This is a genomic window from Pseudaestuariivita atlantica (assembly GCF_001205715.1).
Taxonomy (GTDB): domain Bacteria; phylum Pseudomonadota; class Alphaproteobacteria; order Rhodobacterales; family Rhodobacteraceae; genus Pseudaestuariivita; species Pseudaestuariivita atlantica.
This window is the reverse complement of the sequence record NZ_AQQZ01000001.1, coordinates 659,573-679,335: the sequence shown is the minus strand read 5'-3', so window position 1 is coordinate 679,335 and position 19,763 is coordinate 659,573. Positions and strand designations below refer to the sequence as shown.

The following is a 19,763-nucleotide window of genomic DNA, read 5'->3' as shown; positions in this document are numbered from 1 at the left end:
GTGTCCCCCACGTCTTCCCGCAATTACCTAAAAGGCGTGAGGGGCGGCTGAATATGCCGCCCCTTTGGCAACGACCCTCGGGCCGCCTAGTTCATGGTCTCTTCATTGGCAACCGCTTCCTGTGTCGCGGCAAGCTCGGGATCCGACACCAGCCCGTATTGCGCCAGCGGCCCGTCCGGCCCTGCCAGTTCGTCGGCGACGAAGAACTGTGCAAACAGTTTCAGGCCGGGGATCACGCCGATATGCGCCTTCTTGATGTAGAAGAAGAGCGGGCGCGACACCGGGTAGTCCCCCGACGCGATGGTTTCGGTCGTCGGTTCGACACCCGCCATCGTGGCAACCTTCAGCTTGTCGGTGTTGTTCTCGTAAAAGGCCAGCCCGAACACGCCGACGCCGTTCGCGTTGGCGTCGATCGAGGCGAGCGTTTCGGTGTAATCGCCGTCGATGTCGACCGAACGGCCATCGGTGCGGACTTCGAGGCAGGCATCTTCGGCCTCGTCTTCCGACATGCCTGCGGCCATCATTGCCTCGAACGCGCCCGTTGCCTCGCACCCGGTGGCAAGCACCTTTTCCTCGAACACTTCGCGCGTGCCGTGCTTGGTGCCCGGAATGAAGGCGAGGATCTCGGCATCCGGCAGGTCGGCGTTGAACTCCGACCACTTGGTGTAGGGATTGTCGACCAGCGCACCGTCGACCATCACCTTCGGTGCCAGCGCGTTGAAGATATCGGACTGGGTAAAGGCGGTGTAGGCCGGGCCGTCGATCTGGCTGGCAAAGACGATCCCGTCATAGCCGATGCGCACCTCGATGATGTCGGTCACGCCGTTCGCGGCGCAGGCGGCAATCTCCTTCTCGCGAATCTTACGAGAGGAGTTGGCGATGTCGGTATGTTCGGTCCCGACGCCCTGGCAGAAGCGTTTAAGCCCCGCCGAGGAGCCGCCCGATTCAACCACCGGCGTGGGAAAGTCGGTGTTGTCGCCGAAGGCTTCGGCCACGATCGACGCGTAGGGCAGCACGGTCGAAGATCCGGCAATCTGTATCTGCTCGCGCGCGGTGGCGGCATTGGCCGACAGGACGGCGATGGCCAGTGCGGACGCGCTCAGTTTGACGAAAGACATGGGTTACTCCCTTGATCAGGCCGTCCCCACGACGGCCCTGCGCCGGTTCCTAGGGACTCCGGGTCAAGCTTTTGTGTCAGTTTGGTAACGGTTTTATGACGCTCCGCGCGACGTCACGGAATGGCCCGCTCCCGGCGCCTCGACGGGCAGGATGATCGTGAAAATAGTGCCTTTTTCCAACGCGCTATCAATCCGCAGCCGTCCACGGTGCCGGTTGACGATATGTTTCACGATGGCCAGCCCCAGCCCGGTTCCGCCGACCTCGCGGGAGCGGTGGTCGTCGACGCGGTAGAATCGCTCGGTCAGGCGGGGAATGTGGACCGGATCGATTCCCGGCCCCGTATCCGCAACACTCAGCCGCACGCCGGTTCCTCGCAGTTGCGGCTCGTAGGCGGGCGCGCTCACCGTGACGGTCACCGACACGCCCCGCCCGCCATACTTGATCGCGTTCTCGACAAGGTTGCCGATCACCTGCCCCAGCTGATCCTCGTCCCCCGGCAGCGCCACGTCCTGCGCGGGCAGGTCGGCGGACAGGGTTGCGCCGGCAGCCTCGGCCAGCGGCTCCAGCCGGTGCAGGATGGTGGTCACGATGTCGGCCGGTTTCACGCGGTCCGTGGGGCGCACGCGTTCGTCGGTCTCCACCCGGCTGAGCGACAGCAGGTCGGCCACCAGCCGGTTCATGCGGTGCGCCTCGTCGGCCATGGTCGCAAGGAACCGCTCGCGCGCCTCGGCATCGTCGCGCGCCGGGCCACGCAGGGTTTCGATGAACCCGATCAGCGCGGTCAGGGGCGTGCGCAATTCGTGGCTGACATTGGCGACGAAGTCACGGCGCATCTGGCCCGCGCGTTCAAGATGCGTGACGTCGTTGAACGTCACCAGCACCGCGTTCTGCCCGGTCAGCGACACCTGCGAGGCGGTCACGTCGTAACTGATGTCCTGCCCGTCGGTGCGGGTCAGGTAGCGGGTGGTGCGCTTTCCCCCGTCGCGGATCGTCTGCTCGACGGCATCAAGCACGGCGGGTTGCCGAATCGCGGTGATGAAATGCCGCCCGCCGATCGCCTCGCCCAGCAGGGCGCGCGCCTCGGCATTCGACTGCTCGATGCGCTCGGACGGGCCGATCAGCACCGCCGCCAGCGGCAGCCCGTCAAGGATCGTCTGCGCGGGTGCTGCGTCCATCGCCTAGCCGGGCACGCCGTCCAGCGCCCGGTCGAACACGGCAATCAGCGCGTCGGGGTCTTCGAGGCCCACCGACACCCGGAAAAAGCCCTCGGGCATCCCCAGCGCCTCGCGCGCCTCTGCCGTCAGCGCCCGGTGCGAGGAGGAGGCGGGATGCGACAGTGTCGTGCCCACGTCGCCCAGCGTGGGGGCAAAGGCGATGCCTTCGGCCCCGCGCGCGACGGCATTGGCAACCTCGCGCCCGCCGGGCACAACGAAAGACACCATGTTGCCGCCCTGCCCGCCCATCAGCGCCTTGGCGCGTGCTGCCTCCGGGTGGTCATCACGGCCGGGATAGAGGACGCGTGACACCTTGGGATGCGACCCGAGGTGATCGGCCAGCCGCGCGGCGGTCGATTGCGCGCGGTCGAGCCGCACTTCGAAGGAGAGAAGTCCCCGCTCCCCCAGCCAGCAATCGAACGGGCTGGGCGTCATGCCCGAGGTCACGACGAAGGTTTCCAGCCGCGCGTTCAGGTCCGGGTCGCGGGCGCAGACATAGCCCGCCATCACGTCGGAATGGCCCGACAGCAGCTTGGTCACCGAATGGATTACGATATCCGCGCCGTGATCGAACGGTTTCAGAAGCGCGGGCGTCGTGAACGTGTTGTCCACCGCCAGAAGCACGCCCATGTCGCGGCACAGCGCCGAAATCTCGGCCAGGTCCGCGATCCGCAGCGTCGGGTTCGACACGACCTCGATCAGCACCAGCTTGGTGTTGGGGCGCATCGCGTCGGCAATCGCGTCCACATCGGTGGAATCGGCCAGCGTCGTCTCGATCCCCAGCCGCGGCAGGTCCTCGGCCATCAGGCGCAGGGAGCGGCCATAGAGCTGGTCACCGCCGATCACGTGATCGCCCGCGGCCAGGCAGCCCATCAGCACCGCCGACACCGCCGCCATGCCCGAGGCCGTCATCACCCCGCCCTGCCCGCCTTCCATGCGGTCGATCCGGGCCGCCAGCACGTCGGCATTGGGGTGGCCTTCGCGCGAATAGGTGTAGCCGTTTTCATAGCCCTCGTATTGCAGGTCCAGCTCGTCCGGCGTCGCCGAGGCATAGACGACCGAGGGCATCAGCGGCGTGACGACCGGGGTCGACAGGCTCGCCGGCAGCGGATCGGGGCGCACGAGGCTCGGGCGCTGGTTCGACCGGCGGCTCACAGCGCCACCAGCCCGCGCGCGTAACGCCGCGCGTTCTGCTGGTAATGCAGTGCGGTGCCGCGCAGGCCCTGGATGGCCGCTTCGTCCAGTTGCCGCACCACGCGGCCCGGCGCGCCCATGACAAGCGATCCCGGCGGGATCTTCTTGCCCTCGGTCACCAGCGCGCCCGCGCCGATCAGCGAATTCTCCCCGATCACCGCGCCATTCAGGACCGTCGCGCCCATGCCGATCAGCACGTTTTCTCCCAGCGTGCAGCCGTGCAGCATCGCCTTGTGCCCGATCGTGCAGCCCTTGCCGATGGTCAGCGGAAAGCCCGGATCGGTGTGCATCACGCAGTTTTCCTGCACGTTGGTGCCGTCGCCCAGTTCGATCCACTCGTTGTCGCCGCGCAGGGTCGATCCGAACCAGACAGAGCACTCCGCCCCCAGCCGCACCTTGCCGATCAGGTGACAGTCGGGCGCGATCCACGCGGTGTCGGAGATTTCGGGCGCGGTGCCGTCCAGGGCATAAAGCGTCATGCGCGATCCTCGTATTCGTGTTGCAACCCGCGCACGTGGTCCACCAGTCCCGGCTGGCGGTCGCGGCGCAGGCGTTCGGCCTCGACGATGGTTTTCAACCGCTCTTCGGTCGCGTCGAGGTCGTCGTTGATCAGGACGTAATCATAAGCGTCCCAATGGCTGATCTCGTCCCAGCTTTTGGCCATGCGCTTGTCGATCACGTCCGGCCCGTCCTGCCCGCGCTTCTCCAGCCGCGCGCGCAGTTCGGTGATCGACGGCGGCAGAAGGAAGATCGACAGGACGCTGTCGCGCAGGGCCGAGTTGCGGATCTGCTGCGCGCCCTGCCAGTCGATATCGAACAGCACGTCACAGCCCGCTTCGGTCGCCTCTTTCACCGGCGACAGCGGCGAGCCGTAGAAATTGCCGAAAACGTGGGCGTGTTCCAGCATCCCGCCATCGGTCACCAGTTTCCGGAAGGCGGGTTCGTCGACGAAATGGTAATCCCGACCGTCGACCTCTCCGGGCCGCGCAGCGCGCGTGGTGGCCGAAACCGAGAACCGGATCGTCGGATCCCAGTCACGCAAGCGCCGTGCCAGCGTGGATTTGCCCGCGCCCGAGGGCGAGGACAGGATGATCAAAAGCCCGCGTCGGTTGCTCACCGCCCTACTCCACGTTCTGGACCTGCTCGCGCAGCTGGTCGATCACCACTTTCAACTCCAGCCCGACCGAGGTCAAACCGCTGTGCTGGGATTTCGAGCAGAGCGTGTTGGCCTCCCGGTTGAACTCCTGCATCAGGAAGTCGAGCTTGCGGCCCACCGGCCCCTCCTGCGCCAGAAGCTCCCGCGCGGCGACAACATGCGCGTCCAGCCGGTCAAGCTCCTCGGTGATGTCCGACTTGACGGCCAGCACGGCCAGTTCCTGCGCGATGCGGTCGGGATCGACGTCGACTGCGTCGGTGACACGGGCGAGGCTGGCGCGGAAGGCGTCGTCCATGTCCCCGCGCCGTTCGGCCGCGATGCGGCGCGCATCGGCGGCCAGTTCCGCGATACGGGTCAGGGCCTCGGCCAGAACGCCGTGCAGCGCCGCGCCCTCGGCCTTGCGCATCTCGACGAAGGCGGTGACCACGCCTTCGAAATCATCGAGCAGCGCCGCCAGCAAGGGCGCGGTTTCGGGATCGTCCGACGCGCTGGCCTCCAGCACGCCACGCAGCGCCAGCAGCCCCTGGGCCGAGGACGGGGCCAGCGTCAGGCCGCGGTCCATCGCGCGCGTCTCCACCTCGGTCAGGGCATCGAGAACCGCGTCGAGCGCCGCGCTGTCCAGCGCCACGGCGCTGCCGCTTTCCTCGCGCGTCAGGCGCAGCGACAGGTTGATCGCGCCGCGATTGGCCGCTTTCGGCAGGCGCGCCCGCAACCCCTGTTCCAGCCCCGACACCCAGTCCGGCACGCGCAGCCGCAGGTCGAGCCCGCGCGCGTTCACGCTGCGCAAATCCCACGCCCAGCGGTATCCCAGCGCCGCACCGGTGCCCGAGGCAAACCCCGTCATGGATGTCGTCACGCGCACGTCTCCCTTCATCATGCTGGCGCGACCTAATGCCAACAGGGCCGGAACGGCAAGCCCGTGGCAAGCATTCCACGACGTCCGCGGTTAACCAAATGTTTCGAATTCCGGAGAATTTGGTCAAAAACCGTTATACATTAATACTTGGGTAACCAATGTAAACGCATGGTGACGCAGGTCGGGAGCGGACCGGGTCCATGTGCGTCCATTGTATTTACAGGGACACTCCCGATGGAATGCACTTTGAAACGGGACCCACTGAAACTTGGGATTCACGGCGCGATGACACGGTTCGAGCGATCGGCAAACTCACCTGCGATGCGACAGGTCGAAGCCTATTGGGCGGCGCTGCGCGACGGGCGGCAGGTGCCTGACCGGGCGGATATCGACCCGCGCGGGCTCGAAGCCGCGCTGGACGTGACCTTCATCGCCGAACGGATCGCACCCGGCGTGGCCCGGATGCGGATCGCGGGGTTCCATTTCAGCGATCTTCTGGGGATGGAGGCGCGGGGCATATCGCTCAACGCGCTGTTCCTGCCGGAAACCCGGACGCAGATATCGCATGCCGTCGACCAGTGCTGCGACTGGCCTGCGCAGGTCTCGCTTGCCCTGCGCGCGCCGGGCGCGATGGGTCAGCCCGAGCTTCAGGGCAACCTGCTGCTGCTGCCGCTGCGCAGCGACCTCGGCGATATCTCCCGCATCCTCGGCGTGATCGGCGTCCCCGGCCAGATCGGCCGCGCCCCGCGCCGGTTCGCGATCGAAAACATCACCGCGCAACCGCTTTCGGGGACGGCGCCCGCCTTGCCCGAAGGGGCCCCGGACCGCCAGCAGGCGGACGGCTTTGCCGAAAGCCAGGCCACGTTCGACGCGCAGAAAGACGATCCGCGATTGCGACCCAGCCGGGTTCCGCACCTGCGGGTTGTGGACGGCGAATAACCGGTCCGGATCACGGGACCTCGACGCGAAAAGGGCGGCCTCCAAGAGCCGCCCTTCGCGTGTGTGTCACCTGGTGGTTCAGCCCGCGGCGCGCATCGCCTCGCGGTAGTTCACCAGCTCCTCGGCCACGAGGAATGCCAGCTCCAGCGATTGCGAGGCGTTCAGCCGCGGATCGCAGGCGGTGTGGTACCGATCCGACAGGTCCTCGTCCGTCACGTCGCGCACGCCGCCGGTGCACTCGGTCACGTCCTGCCCCGTCATCTCGAAATGCACGCCGCCGGGCACGGTGCCCTCGGCGCGGTGGATGGCGAAGAACTCCCGCACCTCGCGCAGCACGCTGTCGAAGGGCCGGGTCTTGTAGCCCGAGGCCGACTTGATCGTGTTGCCGTGCATCGCGTCACACGACCAGACCACGTTGGCGCCCTCTTCCTTCACGGCCTGGATCAGGCGCGGCAGGTGTTCGCCCACCTTGCCCGCGCCGAACCGCGCGATCAGGGTCAGGCGGCCCGCCTCGTTGTCGGGGTTCAGACGCGACATCAGCACCTTGAGGTCCTCTGCCGTGGTGGTCGGACCGCATTTCAGCCCGATCGGGTTCAGCACGCCGCGCGCGAATTCGACATGCGCGCCGTCTGGCTGCCGCGTGCGGTCACCGATCCAGATCATGTGACCCGAACCCGCCAGCCACTTGCCCGAGGTCGAATCGAGCCGCGTCAGCGCCTCTTCGTATTCCAGCAGCAGCGCTTCGTGGCTGGTGTAGAAATCGACCGATTGCAGGCTGTGCGCGGTCGCGGGCGTCACGCCCGCGGCGGTCATGAAATCGAGCGTGTCGCTGATCCGGTTCGCCATGTCGCGGTACTGCGCGGCACGATCCGACTCGGTGAACCCCAGCGTCCAGGAATGGACCTGGTGCACGTCTGCATAACCGCCCGTCGAAAAGGCCCTGAGCAGGTTCAGCGTCGCGGCGGCCTGCGTGTAGGCCTGCAGCATCTTGCGCGGATCGGGGATGCGCGCGCCCTCGTTGAAGTCGAGTTCGTTGATGATGTCGCCACGGTAGCTGGGCAGCTCCACGCCATCCTTGACCTCGGTCGGCGCGCTGCGCGGCTTGGCGAACTGGCCCGCCATGCGACCGATCTTCACCACCGGCACCTTGGCGCCATAGGTCAGCACGATCGCCATCTGCAGCATCACCTTGAACGTGTCGCGGATGCCGTCGGCCGAGAATTGCGCGAAGCTTTCGGCGCAATCGCCGCCCTGCAGCACGAAGGCCTCACCCCGGCTGGCGGCGGCCAGTTCGGACTTGAGACGCCGGGCCTCCCCGGCAAAGACAAGCGGCGGATACTGCGCCAGCTGACCTTCGACAGCCTCCAAAGCGCCCGAATCCGTATATTCGGGCATCTGAACCCTGGGCTTGGCGCGCCAGTCGGTTTTATGCCACGTGCTCATCTGATCTACTCCGTTTGTGGTATGTCCGAGGCGCATCTATACGCGAGCGCTAACGGGTGCACCACCGCCGATTTGCCATTGACGCACCATTTGCGATCGGGCCACATGATCTGCCAAGAGACACCCAAAGGCAGGGGTGAACGAGCCATGAAGCCAAGCCGCACAGCAGAACGCAACGTGCCCCCGGAAGACCGCGCGCAACGCTTTGTCTTCCTGCTTCTGCGCGACTTCACGCTTCTGTCCTTCGCATCGGCCATCGAACCCCTGCGACTGGCCAACCAGCATCTGGGCTATGACAGCTTCGAATGGCGGCTGGCCAGCGAGGATGGGCAGACGGCCTATTGTTCGAACGGGACGGGCCTGACGGTGCATATGGGCCTCGACGAGTTGTCGCGGGATGACGTGCTGCTGGTCTGCGGCGGCATCAACATCCAGCACAACACGACCAAGCCGGTCGTCAACTGGCTGCGGCGCGAGGCGCGGCGCGGCGTGACCATCGGCGGGCTCTGTACCGCGTCGCACACGCTGGCCAAGGCCGGGCTGCTGGACGACCGCAAGGCCACGATCCACTGGGAGAACCAGGACAGCTTTGGCGAGGAATTCCCCGAGGTGAACCTGTCCAAATCGGTCTTCGTGATGGACGGCAACCGGTATTCGACCGCCGGGGGCACCTCGTCCATCGACCTGATGCTGAAACTGATCGCCGACCGGCATGACGAGGAACTGGCGAACGCCGTCGCGGATCAGCTGATCTATTCCTCGATCCGCACGGACCAGGACACGCAGCGCCTGTCGATCCCCACCCGGATCGGCGTGCGCCATCCCAAGCTGAGCCAGGTCATCCAGCTGATGGAACAGAACATAGAAGAGCCGATCAGCCCCTCGATCCTTGCGCAGGACGTGGGCATGTCGACGCGGCAACTGGAACGGCTGTTCCGGCGCTACCTCAACCGCTCACCCAAGCGGTACTACATGGAATTGCGGCTGCAGAAGGCGCGGAACCTGCTGTTGCAGACGGATATGAGCGTGATTAACGTGGCGCTCGCTTGCGGGTTCACCTCGCCCTCGCATTTCTCGAAATGCTACCGGGCGCATTACGACACCACGCCCTACCGCGAGCGCGGCACGCAAAGCGCGCGTCTATCTGTCTGACCTGACATCCGAATTCCGCGCCGGGCGAAGATTTTTCCTGCGAAAAATCTTCGCTACCCGCCCGAGCTTTCCGCGCCCATGCGATCGTCGAGGCTGTCGGCCAGCGCCTCGGCCTGCGCGGCGAGTTCCGCCAGCTTGTCGCTCACCTCGGTCGGGATCACCGGCACCTCGATCCGTTCCGGCGCGGGGGCCGGACGATCCTTGAGGTCGCGCAATTCGTTCACCTTTTCCGACATCTGCTCCTGAGTCTCGCGCAGCCGGTCCTCAAGGCCCGCCGTCTTGTCGGCCAGCATCAGCCCCGCCATCAGCAGCATCCGCGCCTCGGGCATGCGCCCGATCTGGTCCGCCAGCACCTGCGCTTCGTTGTCGAGCATCTTGGCCGCCGACAGCAGGTAATGTTCCTCGCCCTCGGCGCAGGCCACTTCGAACGAACGGCCCCCGATCTGGATCACCACTTCAGGCATCAGTTCACCCCGCCATCTGCTGGCGCCTCGGCCAGCGCCGGTTCCAGCGCGCCGAGAATCGCCGCCGCCTCGGCCACGTCCGCCGCGCGGGCGGCCCGGACGGCCTTCAGTTCCGCGGCCAGCGCCGCATTGATCGCGTTCGGGTCACCGACCCCGCCCTCGGCCGAGGCGCGCAGGGCCGCGCTTGTCCGTTCCAGTTCGTCATGGGCCTTGCGCATCTCGTCCAGCGCCGCCTCGACCCGCTGGGTCTCTTCGCGCAGCGTGCGGATCTCGGCGCGCAGGTCGGCAACCGTGCCTTCCTGCCGCTCTTTGAGGGCATGCACCCGCTGTTCCAGCTGGGCATTGGCCGTGCGTTCCTCGGCCAGCGCGGTCTGCGCCGCCTCCAGCGCTTCGAGCGTCGCGGGACTGTCGGCCTGTTGCGCGGGCAGCGCATCCAGCCGCGACCCGATCCGGTCGAGCGCCGCCGCCAGGCGACTTTCCAACTCGTTTATCTGGCTCATCCGCTCCTGCCTCGCCGTCTTCGCGCCCACGATTGCGACCGCGCGCGCGGGTCTGATGTGCGGGCCCCGTCCGAATCGACGCCCTTGGCACGAGTGTATCTTCTTAACTCACACGCGCAAATTGCCCATTGGACGCGTTGTCAGTCACTTACGGCATGCGCTTGACGTGAAACCCCACCCTGTTACATCGGGCGCCAATCCAGCGCCGTTGATAGCCACAGGAGCCGCATCTTGGATATTTCCGCTCTTCGCACCGCTCACCCCGAACACTGGATGCGGGCGACCGCGCTGCGGACGCTGGCGCTCGATGCCGTCAACGCCGCCAATTCCGGGCATTCGGGCATGCCCATGGGCATGGCCGACGTCGCCACCGTCCTGTACGGCAAGCACCTGAAATTCGACGCCTCCGCGCCCGACTGGGCCGACCGCGACCGGTTCATCCTGTCGGCGGGTCACGGCTCGATGCTGCTCTATGGCCTTCTGTACCTGTGCGGCGACCCGGAAGTGACGCTCGACGAGGTGAAGAACTTCCGCCAGCTGGGCGCCAAGACCGCTGGCCACCCTGAAAATTTCCTGCTCAAGGGCGTGGAGACGACGACCGGCCCGCTCGGCCAGGGCATCGCCAACTCGGTCGGCTTCGCCATTGCCGAGGAAAGCCTGCGCGCGCGGTTCGGGCGCAAGCTGGTCGATCACCACACCTACGTGATCGCCGGTGACGGTTGCCTGATGGAAGGCATCAGCCAGGAAGCCATCGCGCTGGCAGGGCGCCAGCAGCTGGGCCGCCTGGTCGTGTTCTGGGACAACAACAACATCACCATCGACGGCGAGGTCACGCTGGCCGACCGCACCGACCAGATGCAGCGCTTCCGCGCCAGCGGCTGGCACGTGCAGGAAATCGACGGCCACGATCCCGAGGCGATCGACGCCGCGATCGAGGCCGCGAAGAAGACCCGCAAACCGTCGATGATCGCCTGCAAGACGCATATCGCCATCGGCCACGCCGCGCAGGACACCTCGAAAGGTCACGGCGCGCTGACCGATGACGCGCAATTGCAGGCCGCCAAGGACGCCTATGGCTGGCCCTACGGCCCGTTCGAGATCCCCGAGGACGTCAAAAGCTGGTGGGAAGGCGTCGGCGCCCGCGGTGCCGAAGAGCGCGCCGCGTGGGACGCACGCCTCGCCGACGTGTCCGAACGCCGGCAGGCGGAATTCCACCGCACCATGGCGGGCGAGACGCCCAAGAAGCTGACCGCCGTCATCCGCGCCTTCAAGAAGCAGGTGTCCGAAAGCCAGCCCAAGGCCGCGACCCGCAAGTCGAGCCAGATGGTGCTGGAGGTCGTGAACCCCGTCCTGCCCGAAACCATCGGCGGGTCCGCCGACCTGACCGGATCGAACAACACGCTCACCGCCGATCTGGGCGTCTTCGACGAAACCGACCGCAAGGGGCGTTACGTCTATTACGGCATCCGCGAACACGGCATGGCGGCGGCGATGAACGGCATGGCCTATCACGGTGGCATCCGCCCCTATGGCGGCACGTTCATGTGCTTCACCGACTACGCCCGCCCCGCGATGCGCCTCGCCGCGCTATCGAAACTGCCGACCGTCTTCGTGATGACCCATGACAGCATCGGCCTTGGCGAAGACGGCCCGACCCACCAGCCGGTCGAACACCTCGCCATCAGCCGCGCGACGCCCAACACCCATGTCTTCCGCCCCGCCGACACGGTGGAAACGGCCGAGGCGTGGGAACTGGCGCTGATGTCCACCGGCACGCCATCGGTCCTGTCGCTCACCCGCCAGGGCCTGCCCACCGTGCGCACCGAACACAAGCCGCGCAACCTGTCGGCACAGGGTGCCTACGTCCTCGCCGAAGCCGAGGCCAAGCGGCAGGTCATCCTGATCGCCACCGGCTCGGAAGTCGCGCTGGCGCTCGACGCCAAGGCCACGCTGGAAGCCGAAGGGATCGGCACCCGCGTCGTGTCCATGCCCTGCATGGAGCTTTTCGCCGAACAGGACGAGGCCTATCGCCGCAAGGTCCTGCCAGCTGGCGCCGTCCGCGTCGGCATCGAGGCCGGCGTGCGCCAGGGCTGGGATCGCTGGCTTTTGGGTGAGCGTGGCCGCGAGGCGAAAGCCGCCTTCATCGGCATGGACAGCTTCGGCGCCTCCGCACCCGCCGAGGCCCTGTTCGAACATTTCGGCATCACCGCCGAAGCCGCCGTCGCGGCCGCCAAGGCGATGCTCTGACCCGGTCGCTCCCGGTGCCTCGCGGGCATCGGGAGCCTCCACCACGCGCTCGGTATGTTGCCGCCCTGTTTCCGCTAACGTGAGCGCAATCATCATATTTCTGCCCACCTTTATCGCTAACACTCTCTAAAACCTACAATTTCTTCATTGCTCTGCCGCATTTTCAGTGTACGCCCGTGCACAGGCATCACGGGGCATCAGGAGTGGCAGACATGACCGTCACAGTCGGCATCAACGGGTTCGGGCGCATCGGGCGCTGCACGCTTGCACATATCGCGGAAAGCGCGCGCAACGATGTGCAGGTGGTCAAGATCAACGCCACAGGCCCGATCGAGACGAACGCACACCTGCTCCGCTACGACAGCGTGCATGGCCGCTTCGGCGGTGACGTGACCGTCAAGGGCGACACGATGGACCTTGGCCGCGGCCCGATGCAGGTCTTTTCCACCTACGATCCGCAAGAGCTGGACTGGGACGGCGTCGACGTCGTGCTGGAATGCACCGGCAAGTTCAACGACGGACACAAAAGCTCCGTGCACCTCGAACGTGGCGCCAAGAAGGTCCTGATCTCGGCCCCGGCCAAGAATGTCGACCGCACGGTCGTCTACGGCGTCAACCACCGTGACCTGCTCGCCGACGAGCGGATGATCTCGAACGGGTCGTGCACCACCAACTGCCTCGCACCGCTTGCCAAGGTGCTGCACGAAGCGATCGGGATCGAGCGCGGGATCATGACCACGATCCACTCCTATACCGGCGACCAGCCGACGCTCGACCGCCGCCATAGCGACCTCTACCGCGCCCGCGCCGCCGCCATGGCGATGATCCCCACCTCGACCGGCGCCGCCAAGGCGCTGAAAGAGGTGCTGCCCGAGCTTGAAGGCCGCCTCGACGGCACCGCGCTGCGGGTGCCCACGCCCAACGTCTCCGCGGTCGACCTGACGTTCGAGGCGGGCCGCGACGTGAGCGTCGATGACGTGAACGCCATCGTGGCCGAAGCCGCGGCGGGCCGCATGGGCAGCGTCCTGTCCTACGATCCCGACCCGAAAGTCTCGATCGACTTCAACCACACGACGCACTCGTCGATCTTCGCACCCGACCAGACCAAGGTCGTGGGCGGGCGCACCGTGCGCGTGCTGGCATGGTACGACAACGAATGGGGCTTCTCGGCGCGCATGGCCGATGTCGCCGCCGCCATGGGGCAGCTTCTGCACTGATCGGCACGGGGGGTCGGCTGCGAACCAGCCGACCTACAACTACCCGCCGGTAAGTCGGCTGCTTGCCAGCCGACGCATCCTCCTTCCGCACCTGACGTCGTAGGTCGGCTGATGATCAGCCGACCTTCCTGCTTGACCGGCCCCGTGCGCCTCGGGCACCAAGGCGGCATGACCAACACCGTCGCCTACTCGCTCGCCGCGCTGATCGGCCTCGCCATCGCGGCGGATGTTGTCCTGAACGACGGAACCGCGCTCCTGTTCCTCGCCAAAAAGTTCTCCGACCTCCTCTACGTCGTCGCCTTCTGGCGCTGATCGGCCCGCGCGCCGGTTGACACGCCACGCATGCGCGCGTATGCGCGGAATTGTTCGTGTTATCGCTAACACGAACCTGTCGCCGATCCCCACGGAGGAGCCTTCCATGACCGTCACCGTCGCCATCAACGGCTTTGGCCGCATCGGCCGCAACGTCCTGCGCGCCATCATCGAATCCGGCCGCACCGACATCGAAGTCGTGGCCCTCAACGACCTGGGCCCGGTGGAGACGAACGCGCACCTGCTGCGCTATGACAGCGTGCATGGCCGGTTCCCGGCCGAGGTGACCGTCAAGGGCGACACGATCGACGTGGGTCGCGGCGCGATGCGTGTCACCGCCGAACGCAACCCCGCCGACCTGCCGTGGTCGGACGTGGACATCGTGCTGGAATGCACCGGCATCTTCACCTCGAAAGAGGCCTGCCAGGCGCATCTTGAAAACGGCTCGTCCCGCGTGCTGATCTCGGCGCCCGGCAAGAACGCCGACAAGACCATCGTCTACGGCGTCAACCACGACACGCTGACCGGCGATGACCTTGTCGTGTCGAACGCGTCCTGCACCACCAACTGCCTCGCCCCCGTGGCCAAGGTGCTGAACGACAGCGTCGGCATCTCCAAGGGGCTGATGACGACGATCCACTCCTATACCGGCGACCAGCCGACGCTCGACACGATGCACCGCGACCTCTACCGCGCGCGGGCCGCGGCGATGTCGATGATCCCGACCTCGACGGGTGCGGCCAAGGCGGTGGGCCTTGTTCTGCCGGAACTGAACGGCAAGCTCGACGGCGTCGCGATCCGGGTGCCGACGCCCAACGTCTCCTGCGTCGACCTGACCTTCGAGGCCGCCCGCGAAACGACCGTGGAAGAGATCAACGACGCCATGCGCACGGCCGCGGGCGGGCCCCTGAAAGGCGTGCTCGGCGTGACCGACGAAAAGCTCGTCTCGATGGATTTCAACCACGATCCCCATTCCTCGGTCTTTGCGACCGAACAGACCAAGGTGATGGAAGGCACGATGTGCCGCGTGCTGGCGTGGTACGACAACGAATGGGGCTTCTCGAACCGCATGGCCGACACCGCCGTCGCGATGGGCAAACTGCTCTGATCACGCCCCGCCACGGGTTTTTTCACCGGACGCCGCCGCTTGGGGAACCTCGCGGCGGCGTTTCTCGTTTCCGGAGCGAACCCGGACCAAGGAACGCTCCCGATGCCCAAGTCTTTCGAAACCGCGCTCGCGACGCTGCACGCCCGGCATGTGGACGCCAAGGCCGGGTTCGATGTCATGGTCGACCGCGCAAAGCCCGGTTTCAAACCCGTCGCCACGCGGTTCCGCGATTTCCATGCCGAACAGGCACGGGCCATCGCCGCGCTGTTGCCCGAAGGCGCGCGGAAGGACGGGTCGTTCATGTCCACCGTGAACCGCACGGTGGTGAGGTTGCGCGATATCTTCGACGAACTCGACGAACACGTGATGAAGCACATCCGGTCGGGCGAGGAATGGGTGCACACCGCCTATCTCGACGCGATCGAACTCGCGCCGCCTGATGCCCGCGCGGTGCTGGTGGACGGCATGGTGCAGCTGGAGACGCTGATCGCGGACACCCGCCGCCAAGACTGACCCTTGCGCGCCATGCATTGCCGCCTTGCCGCCACTGACCTTGCGCCGCCGCGGTGACCCTATATCTCGGTGTCGAGCAGAGGTGTTACCGCTAACGCACCCCCCGGAAATACAGACTGGAGATCAAAATGACCCAATTCCTGCAATCACTTGCAGACCGTTGCGAGAAACGGGCGCGCTACAACCGCATCGTGTCCGAAATTGAATCGATGCCGCTCGACGTGGCGCTCGACCTCGACATCTATCGCGGCGACGCGCATCGCATCGCGCGTGCCACCGTCTATGGCGGCTAGGCCGCGCGCCTACCGCACGTCCGGCGCGCGGTCCTCGTAACGGCCCGAGGTCACCCGCTCCGCATCCCCTACATCCCATGAATAGAGGTAGGACCGCGCCCGCAGGGTCGCGCCGTCTTCCATCGTGACGGGCACCTCGCGCAGGATGAATTCGTGCGGTTCGGGGTGGTCAGGGCTGCAGGCCTCGTAGCGGTCGAAGGCCGGGAAGACCGCTTCCGGGTCCACCACCTCGTAAACCTCGCCATGAACCCTGTCTTCAGGGTCCGGCGACGGCAATGCACCGGGATAGAAATTCTGCCCCGGCTCGTCGGGGTCGTCGATCACGTACAGGCGCGCGCGGATATGGCCCCGCCCCACCAGCCGCGCATGGTCGCGCAACAGCCGCCCCATGGGGTGATCGGCGCTCGCGCGGAGCGTCCCGTAGACGAACAGCGCCTCCATGGCCCCGTCAGCCGCCCAGCCGTTCGATCAGCGCCGCGTTGACCGGCGCGGGCACGAAATGGGACACGTCGCCGCCCAGCCGCGCGATCTCTTTCACCAGCTTGGATGCAATCGCCTGGTGCCGCGCCTCGGCCATCAGGAACACCGTCTCGACGGAATCGTCGAGCACGCGGTTCATGCCCACCATCTGGTATTCGTATTCGAAATCCGCAACCGCCCGCAGGCCCCGCACGATCAGCGTCGCGTTCACGTCGCGGGCGCAATCGATCAGCAGGTTCTCGAACGGATGAGCGACGATCTCGACCCCGCTGTCCTTCGACAGCTTGGCGCATTCCGCCTCTACCATCGCCACCCGCTCGTCGAGCGAGAACAACGGCCCCTTGTCGCGGTTGATCGCCACGCCGATCACCAGCCGGTCGACCAGCCGCATGGCGCGGCGGATGATGTCGATATGGCCCAGCGTGACGGGGTCGAACGTGCCGGGATACAATCCGATGCGCATGCGCGGTTCCTGATCTGACATTCCGGGCCAGAGGCAAACACCATCCCGGCCCGCGATGCAAGGGCGCGAAACCGTCGCAGGGACGCGGTCAGTGCCCCTTGATCATCTCTTCCATGGCGTCGCGTTCATAGGCGACCTCGTCCAGCCGCGCCTTGACCGCATCGCCCAGCGACAGGATGCCGATCATGCCGCCGCCCTCGACCACGGGCATGTGGCGGAACCGGCCATCGGTCATCGTCGCCAGCGCCGCGTCGAGCGTTTCGTCGGGATCGCAGGTGATCACGTTGCGCGTCATCACCTCCTCGACCTTGCGTTCCAGCGCGCCCGCCCCTTCCGAGGCCAGCCGCCGCACGATGTCGCGCTCCGACAGGATGCCGTCGGCCTGCGTGCCGTCGTTCGAAATGACCACGGTCCCGATGCGTTCCTGCGACAATCGCTCTGCCGCCGCGCGCAGGGTTTCGCCCTGCGGCAGGGTGACCAGCGCGCGTTGCGCCTTCGCCTTCAGAACGTCACGGATCTTCATGTGGGCCTCCTCAGCAAATCTGCACAATCGGGGCTGCCAGCCTGCGCCCCCGACCCCTGCCCTGTCAAGTTCGCGCCTCGGCCCGCCGGATTTCAGCGCGCATCCCGGCCACAAGCGCCGCCGCCAGCCGGTTCATCCGGTCGAGCCTGCGATCTTCGGCATGGCGCACAAGGTAGAAGGTCCGCGTCAGCGCCACGTCGCCGGGCAGGACTTGCTCCAGCCCTTCCGCCGCCTCCAGCGCGAAATCGTGCACCACGCCCAACCCCAGCCCCTGCCGCACCCAGCTGAACTGCACCGCGACCGAGTTCGACGCGAGCGGCACCCGCTGCAACCCGAGGTCACCCAGGTAATCCAGCTCGGCGTCGAAAATCATGTCGGGAATATACCCCACGATCCGGTGGCCCTTCAGGTCGGCGCGCGTGTGGATGGCAGGATGGGCGGCAAGGTAGTCGCGATGCGCCACGAGATGCAGGCGGTAATCGCAGATCTTCTGAACGCTCAACCGTTGCGATGACGGCGGCGACACCGTCACCGCCATGTCGGCCTCGCGCTTCGACAGGTTCACCACGCGCGGCAGGGCGAGAATTTGCAGGTCGAGCGCGGGGTTGGTCGCGCCGATTGCCGCGCAGACCTGCGGCAGCACGAAATTGGCGCAGCCATCGGGCGCCCCGATCCGCACCTGCCCGCTCAGCGCATCCGCCGCGCCCGCCACGTCCTCCCGAGCGGCCGACATCGCCTGTTCCGCGGCCTCGGCATGGCGCACCAGCCGCGCCCCCGCCGCCGTCAGGCTGTAGCCCTGCGGCGAGCGGGCGAAGAGCGCCGTGCCCGCGCCCTCCTCCAACCGCGCGACCCGGCGCGACACGGTTCCGGGATCAACCTTCAGCGCCGTGGCCGCCGCCGTCAGGCTCTCCCCGCGCGCAACCGCCAGAAATACCCGCATGTCGTCCCAGTTTTGCATGATCATCCCTGCATTTTCGCAAAACTTACCCGAAGCCTTGCCCCTGTTCCACCCATCCTTCCCCGCGTATCCTGCGGCCAACGCATCGCGGGAGGACACCATGCAAGAACTCAGCCACTACATCGACGGCGCGCAGGTCGCCGGCACATCCGGACGCTTCGCCGACGTCTTCAACCCGGCCACGGGCGAAGTGCAGGCGCGCGTCCCGCTCGCCTCCGCCGACGAGGTCGCCAGGGCGGTCGACATCGCCGCCGCCGCGCAACCGGCTTGGGCCGCGGTGAACCCGCAGCGCCGCGCGCGGGTGATGATGCAGTTCGTGCACCTTTTGCACCGCGACATGGACAAGCTCGCCGAAGCGCTCAGCCGCGAACACGGCAAGACGCTGCCCGATGCCAAGGGCGACGTGATCCGGGGCCTCGAAGTCTGCGAATATTGCATCGCCGCGCCCCAGATGCTGAAGGGCGAGTTCACCGACAGCGCCGGCCCCGGCATCGACATGTATTCCATGCGCCAGCCCCTCGGCGTCACGGCGGGCATCACGCCCTTCAACTTCCCGGCCATGATCCCGATGTGGATGTTCGCGCCCGCGCTCGTCTGTGGCAACGCCTTCATCCTCAAACCGTCCGAGCGCGACCCCTCGGTCCCGCTGATGCTCGCCGAACTGATGGAAGAGGCCGGCGCGCCCAAGGGCATCCTGCAGGTCGTGAACGGCGACAAGGAGGCGGTCGACGCGCTCCTCGACCATCCCGTCGTGCAATCCATCGGTTTCGTCGGCTCGACCCCCATCGCCGAATACATCTATGGCCGCGGCTGCGCGAACGGCAAACGCGTGCAATGCTTCGGCGGCGCCAAGAACCACATGATCGTCATGCCCGACGCCGACATGGATCAGGCCGCCGACGCGCTGGTCGGTGCCGGATACGGTGCGGCTGGCGAACGCTGCATGGCGATCTCGGTCGCCGTGCCGGTTGGCGACGACACCGCCGACCGCCTGATCGAGAAACTGGTCCCCCGGATCGAGAAGCTGAAGGTCGGCCCCTACACCTCGGGCGACGACGTGGATTACGGCCCCGTGGTGACCGCGGCGGCCAAGGACAATATCCTCAAACTCGTCCAATCCGGCGTCGACCAGGGCGCGAAACTGGTGGTCGATGGCCGCGACTTCTCGCTGCAGGGCTACGAGGACGGCTTCTTCGTCGGCGCGCACCTCTTCGACAACGTCACGCCCGACATGGACATCTACCGCAAGGAAATCTTCGGCCCCGTCCTGTCCACCGTCCGCGCCCAAAGCTACGAGGAAGCGCTCGGGCTGGCGATGGACCACGAATACGGCAACGGCACCGCGATCTTCACCCGCGACGGCGACACCGCCCGCGACTTCGCGCAGCGGATCAACATCGGCATGGTCGGCGTGAACGTCCCCATCCCCGTGCCGCTCGCCTACCACACCTTCGGCGGTTGGAAGAAATCGGTCTTCGGCGACCTCAACCAGCACGGCCCCGACGCCTTCAAGTTCTACACAAGGACCAAGACCGTCACCGCCCGCTGGCCCTCGGGCATCAAGGAAGGCGGCGAATTCTCGATCCCGGTGATGGAGTGACCAAGGGGGGCC

The 19,763-nt window shown here is 66.5% G+C and carries 22 protein-coding genes; 9 read left to right on the top strand and 13 right to left on the bottom strand.

Annotated features, from left to right (window positions below; all coding sequences use genetic code 11):
- Positions 1-86 precede the first annotated feature (86 nt).
- From ATO11_RS03270 to ATO11_RS03245, 6 genes are all read right to left on the bottom strand, one after another.
- Positions 87-1,118, bottom strand: coding sequence for a substrate-binding domain-containing protein (locus ATO11_RS03270; RefSeq protein ID WP_050529353.1), 1,032 nt, complete (start codon positions 1,116-1,118; stop codon positions 87-89).
- A 93-nt stretch (positions 1,119-1,211) separates the two neighbouring features.
- A complete protein-coding gene (locus tag ATO11_RS03265; RefSeq protein ID WP_050529352.1) occupies positions 1,212-2,294 on the bottom strand; it encodes a sensor histidine kinase in 1,083 nt (360 codons plus the stop codon).
- Between the two features lie 3 nt (positions 2,295-2,297).
- Entirely contained in the window at positions 2,298-3,488 is a 1,191-nt protein-coding gene (locus ATO11_RS03260) for a trans-sulfuration enzyme family protein (protein ID WP_278044277.1), read from the bottom strand.
- A complete protein-coding gene (locus tag ATO11_RS03255; RefSeq protein WP_050529351.1) occupies positions 3,485-4,006 on the bottom strand; it encodes a gamma carbonic anhydrase family protein in 522 nt (173 codons plus the stop codon). The genes ATO11_RS03260 and ATO11_RS03255 overlap by 4 nt, the downstream gene beginning before the upstream one ends.
- A complete protein-coding gene (gene gmk, locus ATO11_RS03250) occupies positions 4,003-4,644 on the bottom strand; it encodes a guanylate kinase (protein ID WP_050529350.1) in 642 nt (213 codons plus the stop codon). Before gmk ends, ATO11_RS03255 begins: the two co-directional genes overlap by 4 nt.
- A 4-nt stretch (positions 4,645-4,648) precedes the next feature.
- Entirely contained in the window at positions 4,649-5,560 is a 912-nt protein-coding gene (locus ATO11_RS03245) for a YicC/YloC family endoribonuclease (protein WP_242601338.1), read from the bottom strand.
- A gap of 300 nt (positions 5,561-5,860) precedes the next feature.
- Here ATO11_RS03245 and ATO11_RS03240 point away from each other — a divergent pair, with 300 nt between their 5' ends.
- Positions 5,861-6,478 carry a PAS domain-containing protein gene (locus ATO11_RS03240; protein ID WP_165586922.1) on the top strand — a complete coding sequence of 206 codons (618 nt, stop codon included), beginning with the start codon at positions 5,861-5,863 and terminating at the stop codon, positions 6,476-6,478.
- Positions 6,479-6,556: 78 nt separating this feature from the next.
- On the opposite strand, the gene ATO11_RS03235 is transcribed toward ATO11_RS03240, so the two are convergent.
- The gene (locus ATO11_RS03235; RefSeq protein ID WP_050529349.1) at positions 6,557-7,921 is read right to left on the bottom strand and encodes a class II 3-deoxy-7-phosphoheptulonate synthase; all 1,365 of its coding nucleotides are present in this window, start codon (positions 7,919-7,921) and stop codon (positions 6,557-6,559) included.
- A 147-nt stretch (positions 7,922-8,068) separates the two neighbouring features.
- Here ATO11_RS03235 and ATO11_RS03230 point away from each other — a divergent pair, with 147 nt between their 5' ends.
- Positions 8,069-9,073: a GlxA family transcriptional regulator gene (locus ATO11_RS03230; RefSeq protein ID WP_082176108.1), complete on the top strand. Its 1,005-nt coding sequence runs from the start codon at positions 8,069-8,071 to the stop codon at positions 9,071-9,073.
- Between the two features lie 53 nt (positions 9,074-9,126).
- Here ATO11_RS03230 and ATO11_RS03225 read toward each other — a convergent pair whose 3' ends face one another.
- Together ATO11_RS03225 and ATO11_RS03220 are read right to left on the bottom strand one after the other, a co-directional pair.
- Entirely contained in the window at positions 9,127-9,537 is a 411-nt protein-coding gene (locus tag ATO11_RS03225) for a cell division protein ZapA (RefSeq protein ID WP_050529347.1), read from the bottom strand.
- A complete protein-coding gene (locus tag ATO11_RS03220) occupies positions 9,537-10,037 on the bottom strand; it encodes a hypothetical protein (RefSeq protein ID WP_050529346.1) in 501 nt (166 codons plus the stop codon). The genes ATO11_RS03225 and ATO11_RS03220 overlap by 1 nt, the downstream gene beginning before the upstream one ends.
- A gap of 231 nt (positions 10,038-10,268) precedes the next feature.
- Here ATO11_RS03220 and tkt point away from each other — a divergent pair, with 231 nt between their 5' ends.
- The 6 genes from tkt to ATO11_RS22030 all read left to right on the top strand — a co-directional run bounded on the left by tkt (position 10,269) and on the right by ATO11_RS22030 (position 15,727).
- Positions 10,269-12,284 carry a transketolase gene (gene tkt / locus ATO11_RS03215; RefSeq protein WP_050529345.1) on the top strand — a complete coding sequence of 672 codons (2,016 nt, stop codon included), beginning with the start codon at positions 10,269-10,271 and terminating at the stop codon, positions 12,282-12,284.
- A 212-nt stretch (positions 12,285-12,496) separates the two neighbouring features.
- Positions 12,497-13,501 (top strand): type I glyceraldehyde-3-phosphate dehydrogenase, encoded by a 1,005-nt coding sequence (gap, locus tag ATO11_RS03210; protein ID WP_050529344.1) that lies wholly within the window; start codon positions 12,497-12,499, stop codon positions 13,499-13,501.
- Between the two features lie 168 nt (positions 13,502-13,669).
- Positions 13,670-13,813, top strand: a complete 144-nt coding sequence (locus ATO11_RS22035) for a hypothetical protein (RefSeq protein WP_050529343.1) — start codon at positions 13,670-13,672, stop codon at positions 13,811-13,813.
- A 106-nt stretch (positions 13,814-13,919) separates the two neighbouring features.
- On the top strand, positions 13,920-14,921 hold the full coding sequence (gene gap / locus ATO11_RS03200) for a type I glyceraldehyde-3-phosphate dehydrogenase (protein ID WP_050529342.1): 1,002 nt from the start codon (positions 13,920-13,922) through the stop codon (positions 14,919-14,921).
- Positions 14,922-15,023: 102 nt separating this feature from the next.
- Complete coding sequence (locus tag ATO11_RS03195) at positions 15,024-15,434, top strand: DUF2383 domain-containing protein (RefSeq protein ID WP_050529341.1); 411 nt, start codon at positions 15,024-15,026, stop codon at positions 15,432-15,434.
- Between the two features lie 128 nt (positions 15,435-15,562).
- Positions 15,563-15,727, top strand: coding sequence for a hypothetical protein (locus tag ATO11_RS22030; protein WP_165586921.1), 165 nt, complete (start codon positions 15,563-15,565; stop codon positions 15,725-15,727).
- Between the two features lie 9 nt (positions 15,728-15,736).
- Here the strand turns inward: ATO11_RS22030 and ATO11_RS03190 are convergent, their stop codons facing one another.
- From ATO11_RS03190 to ATO11_RS03175, 4 genes are all read right to left on the bottom strand, one after another.
- Positions 15,737-16,168: a gamma-glutamylcyclotransferase family protein gene (locus ATO11_RS03190; protein WP_050529340.1), complete on the bottom strand. Its 432-nt coding sequence runs from the start codon at positions 16,166-16,168 to the stop codon at positions 15,737-15,739.
- A gap of 7 nt (positions 16,169-16,175) precedes the next feature.
- Positions 16,176-16,670 (bottom strand): pantetheine-phosphate adenylyltransferase, encoded by a 495-nt coding sequence (coaD, locus tag ATO11_RS03185; protein WP_050529445.1) that lies wholly within the window; start codon positions 16,668-16,670, stop codon positions 16,176-16,178.
- 88 nt (positions 16,671-16,758) lie between these two features.
- Complete coding sequence (locus tag ATO11_RS03180; RefSeq protein WP_050529339.1) at positions 16,759-17,193, bottom strand: CBS domain-containing protein; 435 nt, start codon at positions 17,191-17,193, stop codon at positions 16,759-16,761.
- Between the two features lie 64 nt (positions 17,194-17,257).
- Positions 17,258-18,154, bottom strand: a complete 897-nt coding sequence (locus tag ATO11_RS03175) for a LysR family transcriptional regulator (RefSeq protein ID WP_110553545.1) — start codon at positions 18,152-18,154, stop codon at positions 17,258-17,260.
- Positions 18,155-18,251: 97 nt separating this feature from the next.
- On the opposite strand from ATO11_RS03175, the gene ATO11_RS03170 reads away from it, so the two are divergent.
- Entirely contained in the window at positions 18,252-19,751 is a 1,500-nt protein-coding gene (locus ATO11_RS03170; protein ID WP_050529444.1) for a CoA-acylating methylmalonate-semialdehyde dehydrogenase, read from the top strand.
- Positions 19,752-19,763: the final 12 nt, after the last annotated feature.

Bases quoted from the DNA above. Each gene is read 5' to 3' on its own strand.
- ATO11_RS03270 (WP_050529353.1), bottom strand. From the start codon at position 1,118: ATGTCTTTCGTCAAACTGAGCGCGTCCGCACTGGCCATCGCCGTCCTG.
- ATO11_RS03265 (WP_050529352.1), bottom strand. From the start codon at position 2,294: ATGGACGCAGCACCCGCGCAGACGATCCTTGACGGGCTGCCGCTGGCG.
- ATO11_RS03255 (WP_050529351.1), bottom strand. From the start codon at position 4,006: ATGACGCTTTATGCCCTGGACGGCACCGCGCCCGAAATCTCCGACACC.
- ATO11_RS03245 (WP_242601338.1), bottom strand. From the start codon at position 5,560: ATGATGAAGGGAGACGTGCGCGTGACGACATCCATGACGGGGTTTGCC.
- ATO11_RS03240 (WP_165586922.1), top strand. From the start codon at position 5,861: ATGCGACAGGTCGAAGCCTATTGGGCGGCGCTGCGCGACGGGCGGCAG.
- ATO11_RS03235 (WP_050529349.1), bottom strand. From the start codon at position 7,921: ATGAGCACGTGGCATAAAACCGACTGGCGCGCCAAGCCCAGGGTTCAG.
- ATO11_RS03230 (WP_082176108.1), top strand. From the start codon at position 8,069: ATGAAGCCAAGCCGCACAGCAGAACGCAACGTGCCCCCGGAAGACCGC.
- ATO11_RS03225 (WP_050529347.1), bottom strand. From the start codon at position 9,537: ATGCCTGAAGTGGTGATCCAGATCGGGGGCCGTTCGTTCGAAGTGGCC.
- ATO11_RS03220 (WP_050529346.1), bottom strand. From the start codon at position 10,037: ATGAGCCAGATAAACGAGTTGGAAAGTCGCCTGGCGGCGGCGCTCGAC.
- gap (WP_050529344.1), top strand. From the start codon at position 12,497: ATGACCGTCACAGTCGGCATCAACGGGTTCGGGCGCATCGGGCGCTGC.
- ATO11_RS22035 (WP_050529343.1), top strand. From the start codon at position 13,670: ATGACCAACACCGTCGCCTACTCGCTCGCCGCGCTGATCGGCCTCGCC.
- gap (WP_050529342.1), top strand. From the start codon at position 13,920: ATGACCGTCACCGTCGCCATCAACGGCTTTGGCCGCATCGGCCGCAAC.
- ATO11_RS03195 (WP_050529341.1), top strand. From the start codon at position 15,024: ATGCCCAAGTCTTTCGAAACCGCGCTCGCGACGCTGCACGCCCGGCAT.
- ATO11_RS22030 (WP_165586921.1), top strand. From the start codon at position 15,563: ATGACCCAATTCCTGCAATCACTTGCAGACCGTTGCGAGAAACGGGCG.
- ATO11_RS03190 (WP_050529340.1), bottom strand. From the start codon at position 16,168: ATGGAGGCGCTGTTCGTCTACGGGACGCTCCGCGCGAGCGCCGATCAC.
- coaD (WP_050529445.1), bottom strand. From the start codon at position 16,670: ATGCGCATCGGATTGTATCCCGGCACGTTCGACCCCGTCACGCTGGGC.
- ATO11_RS03180 (WP_050529339.1), bottom strand. From the start codon at position 17,193: ATGAAGATCCGTGACGTTCTGAAGGCGAAGGCGCAACGCGCGCTGGTC.
- ATO11_RS03170 (WP_050529444.1), top strand. From the start codon at position 18,252: ATGCAAGAACTCAGCCACTACATCGACGGCGCGCAGGTCGCCGGCACA.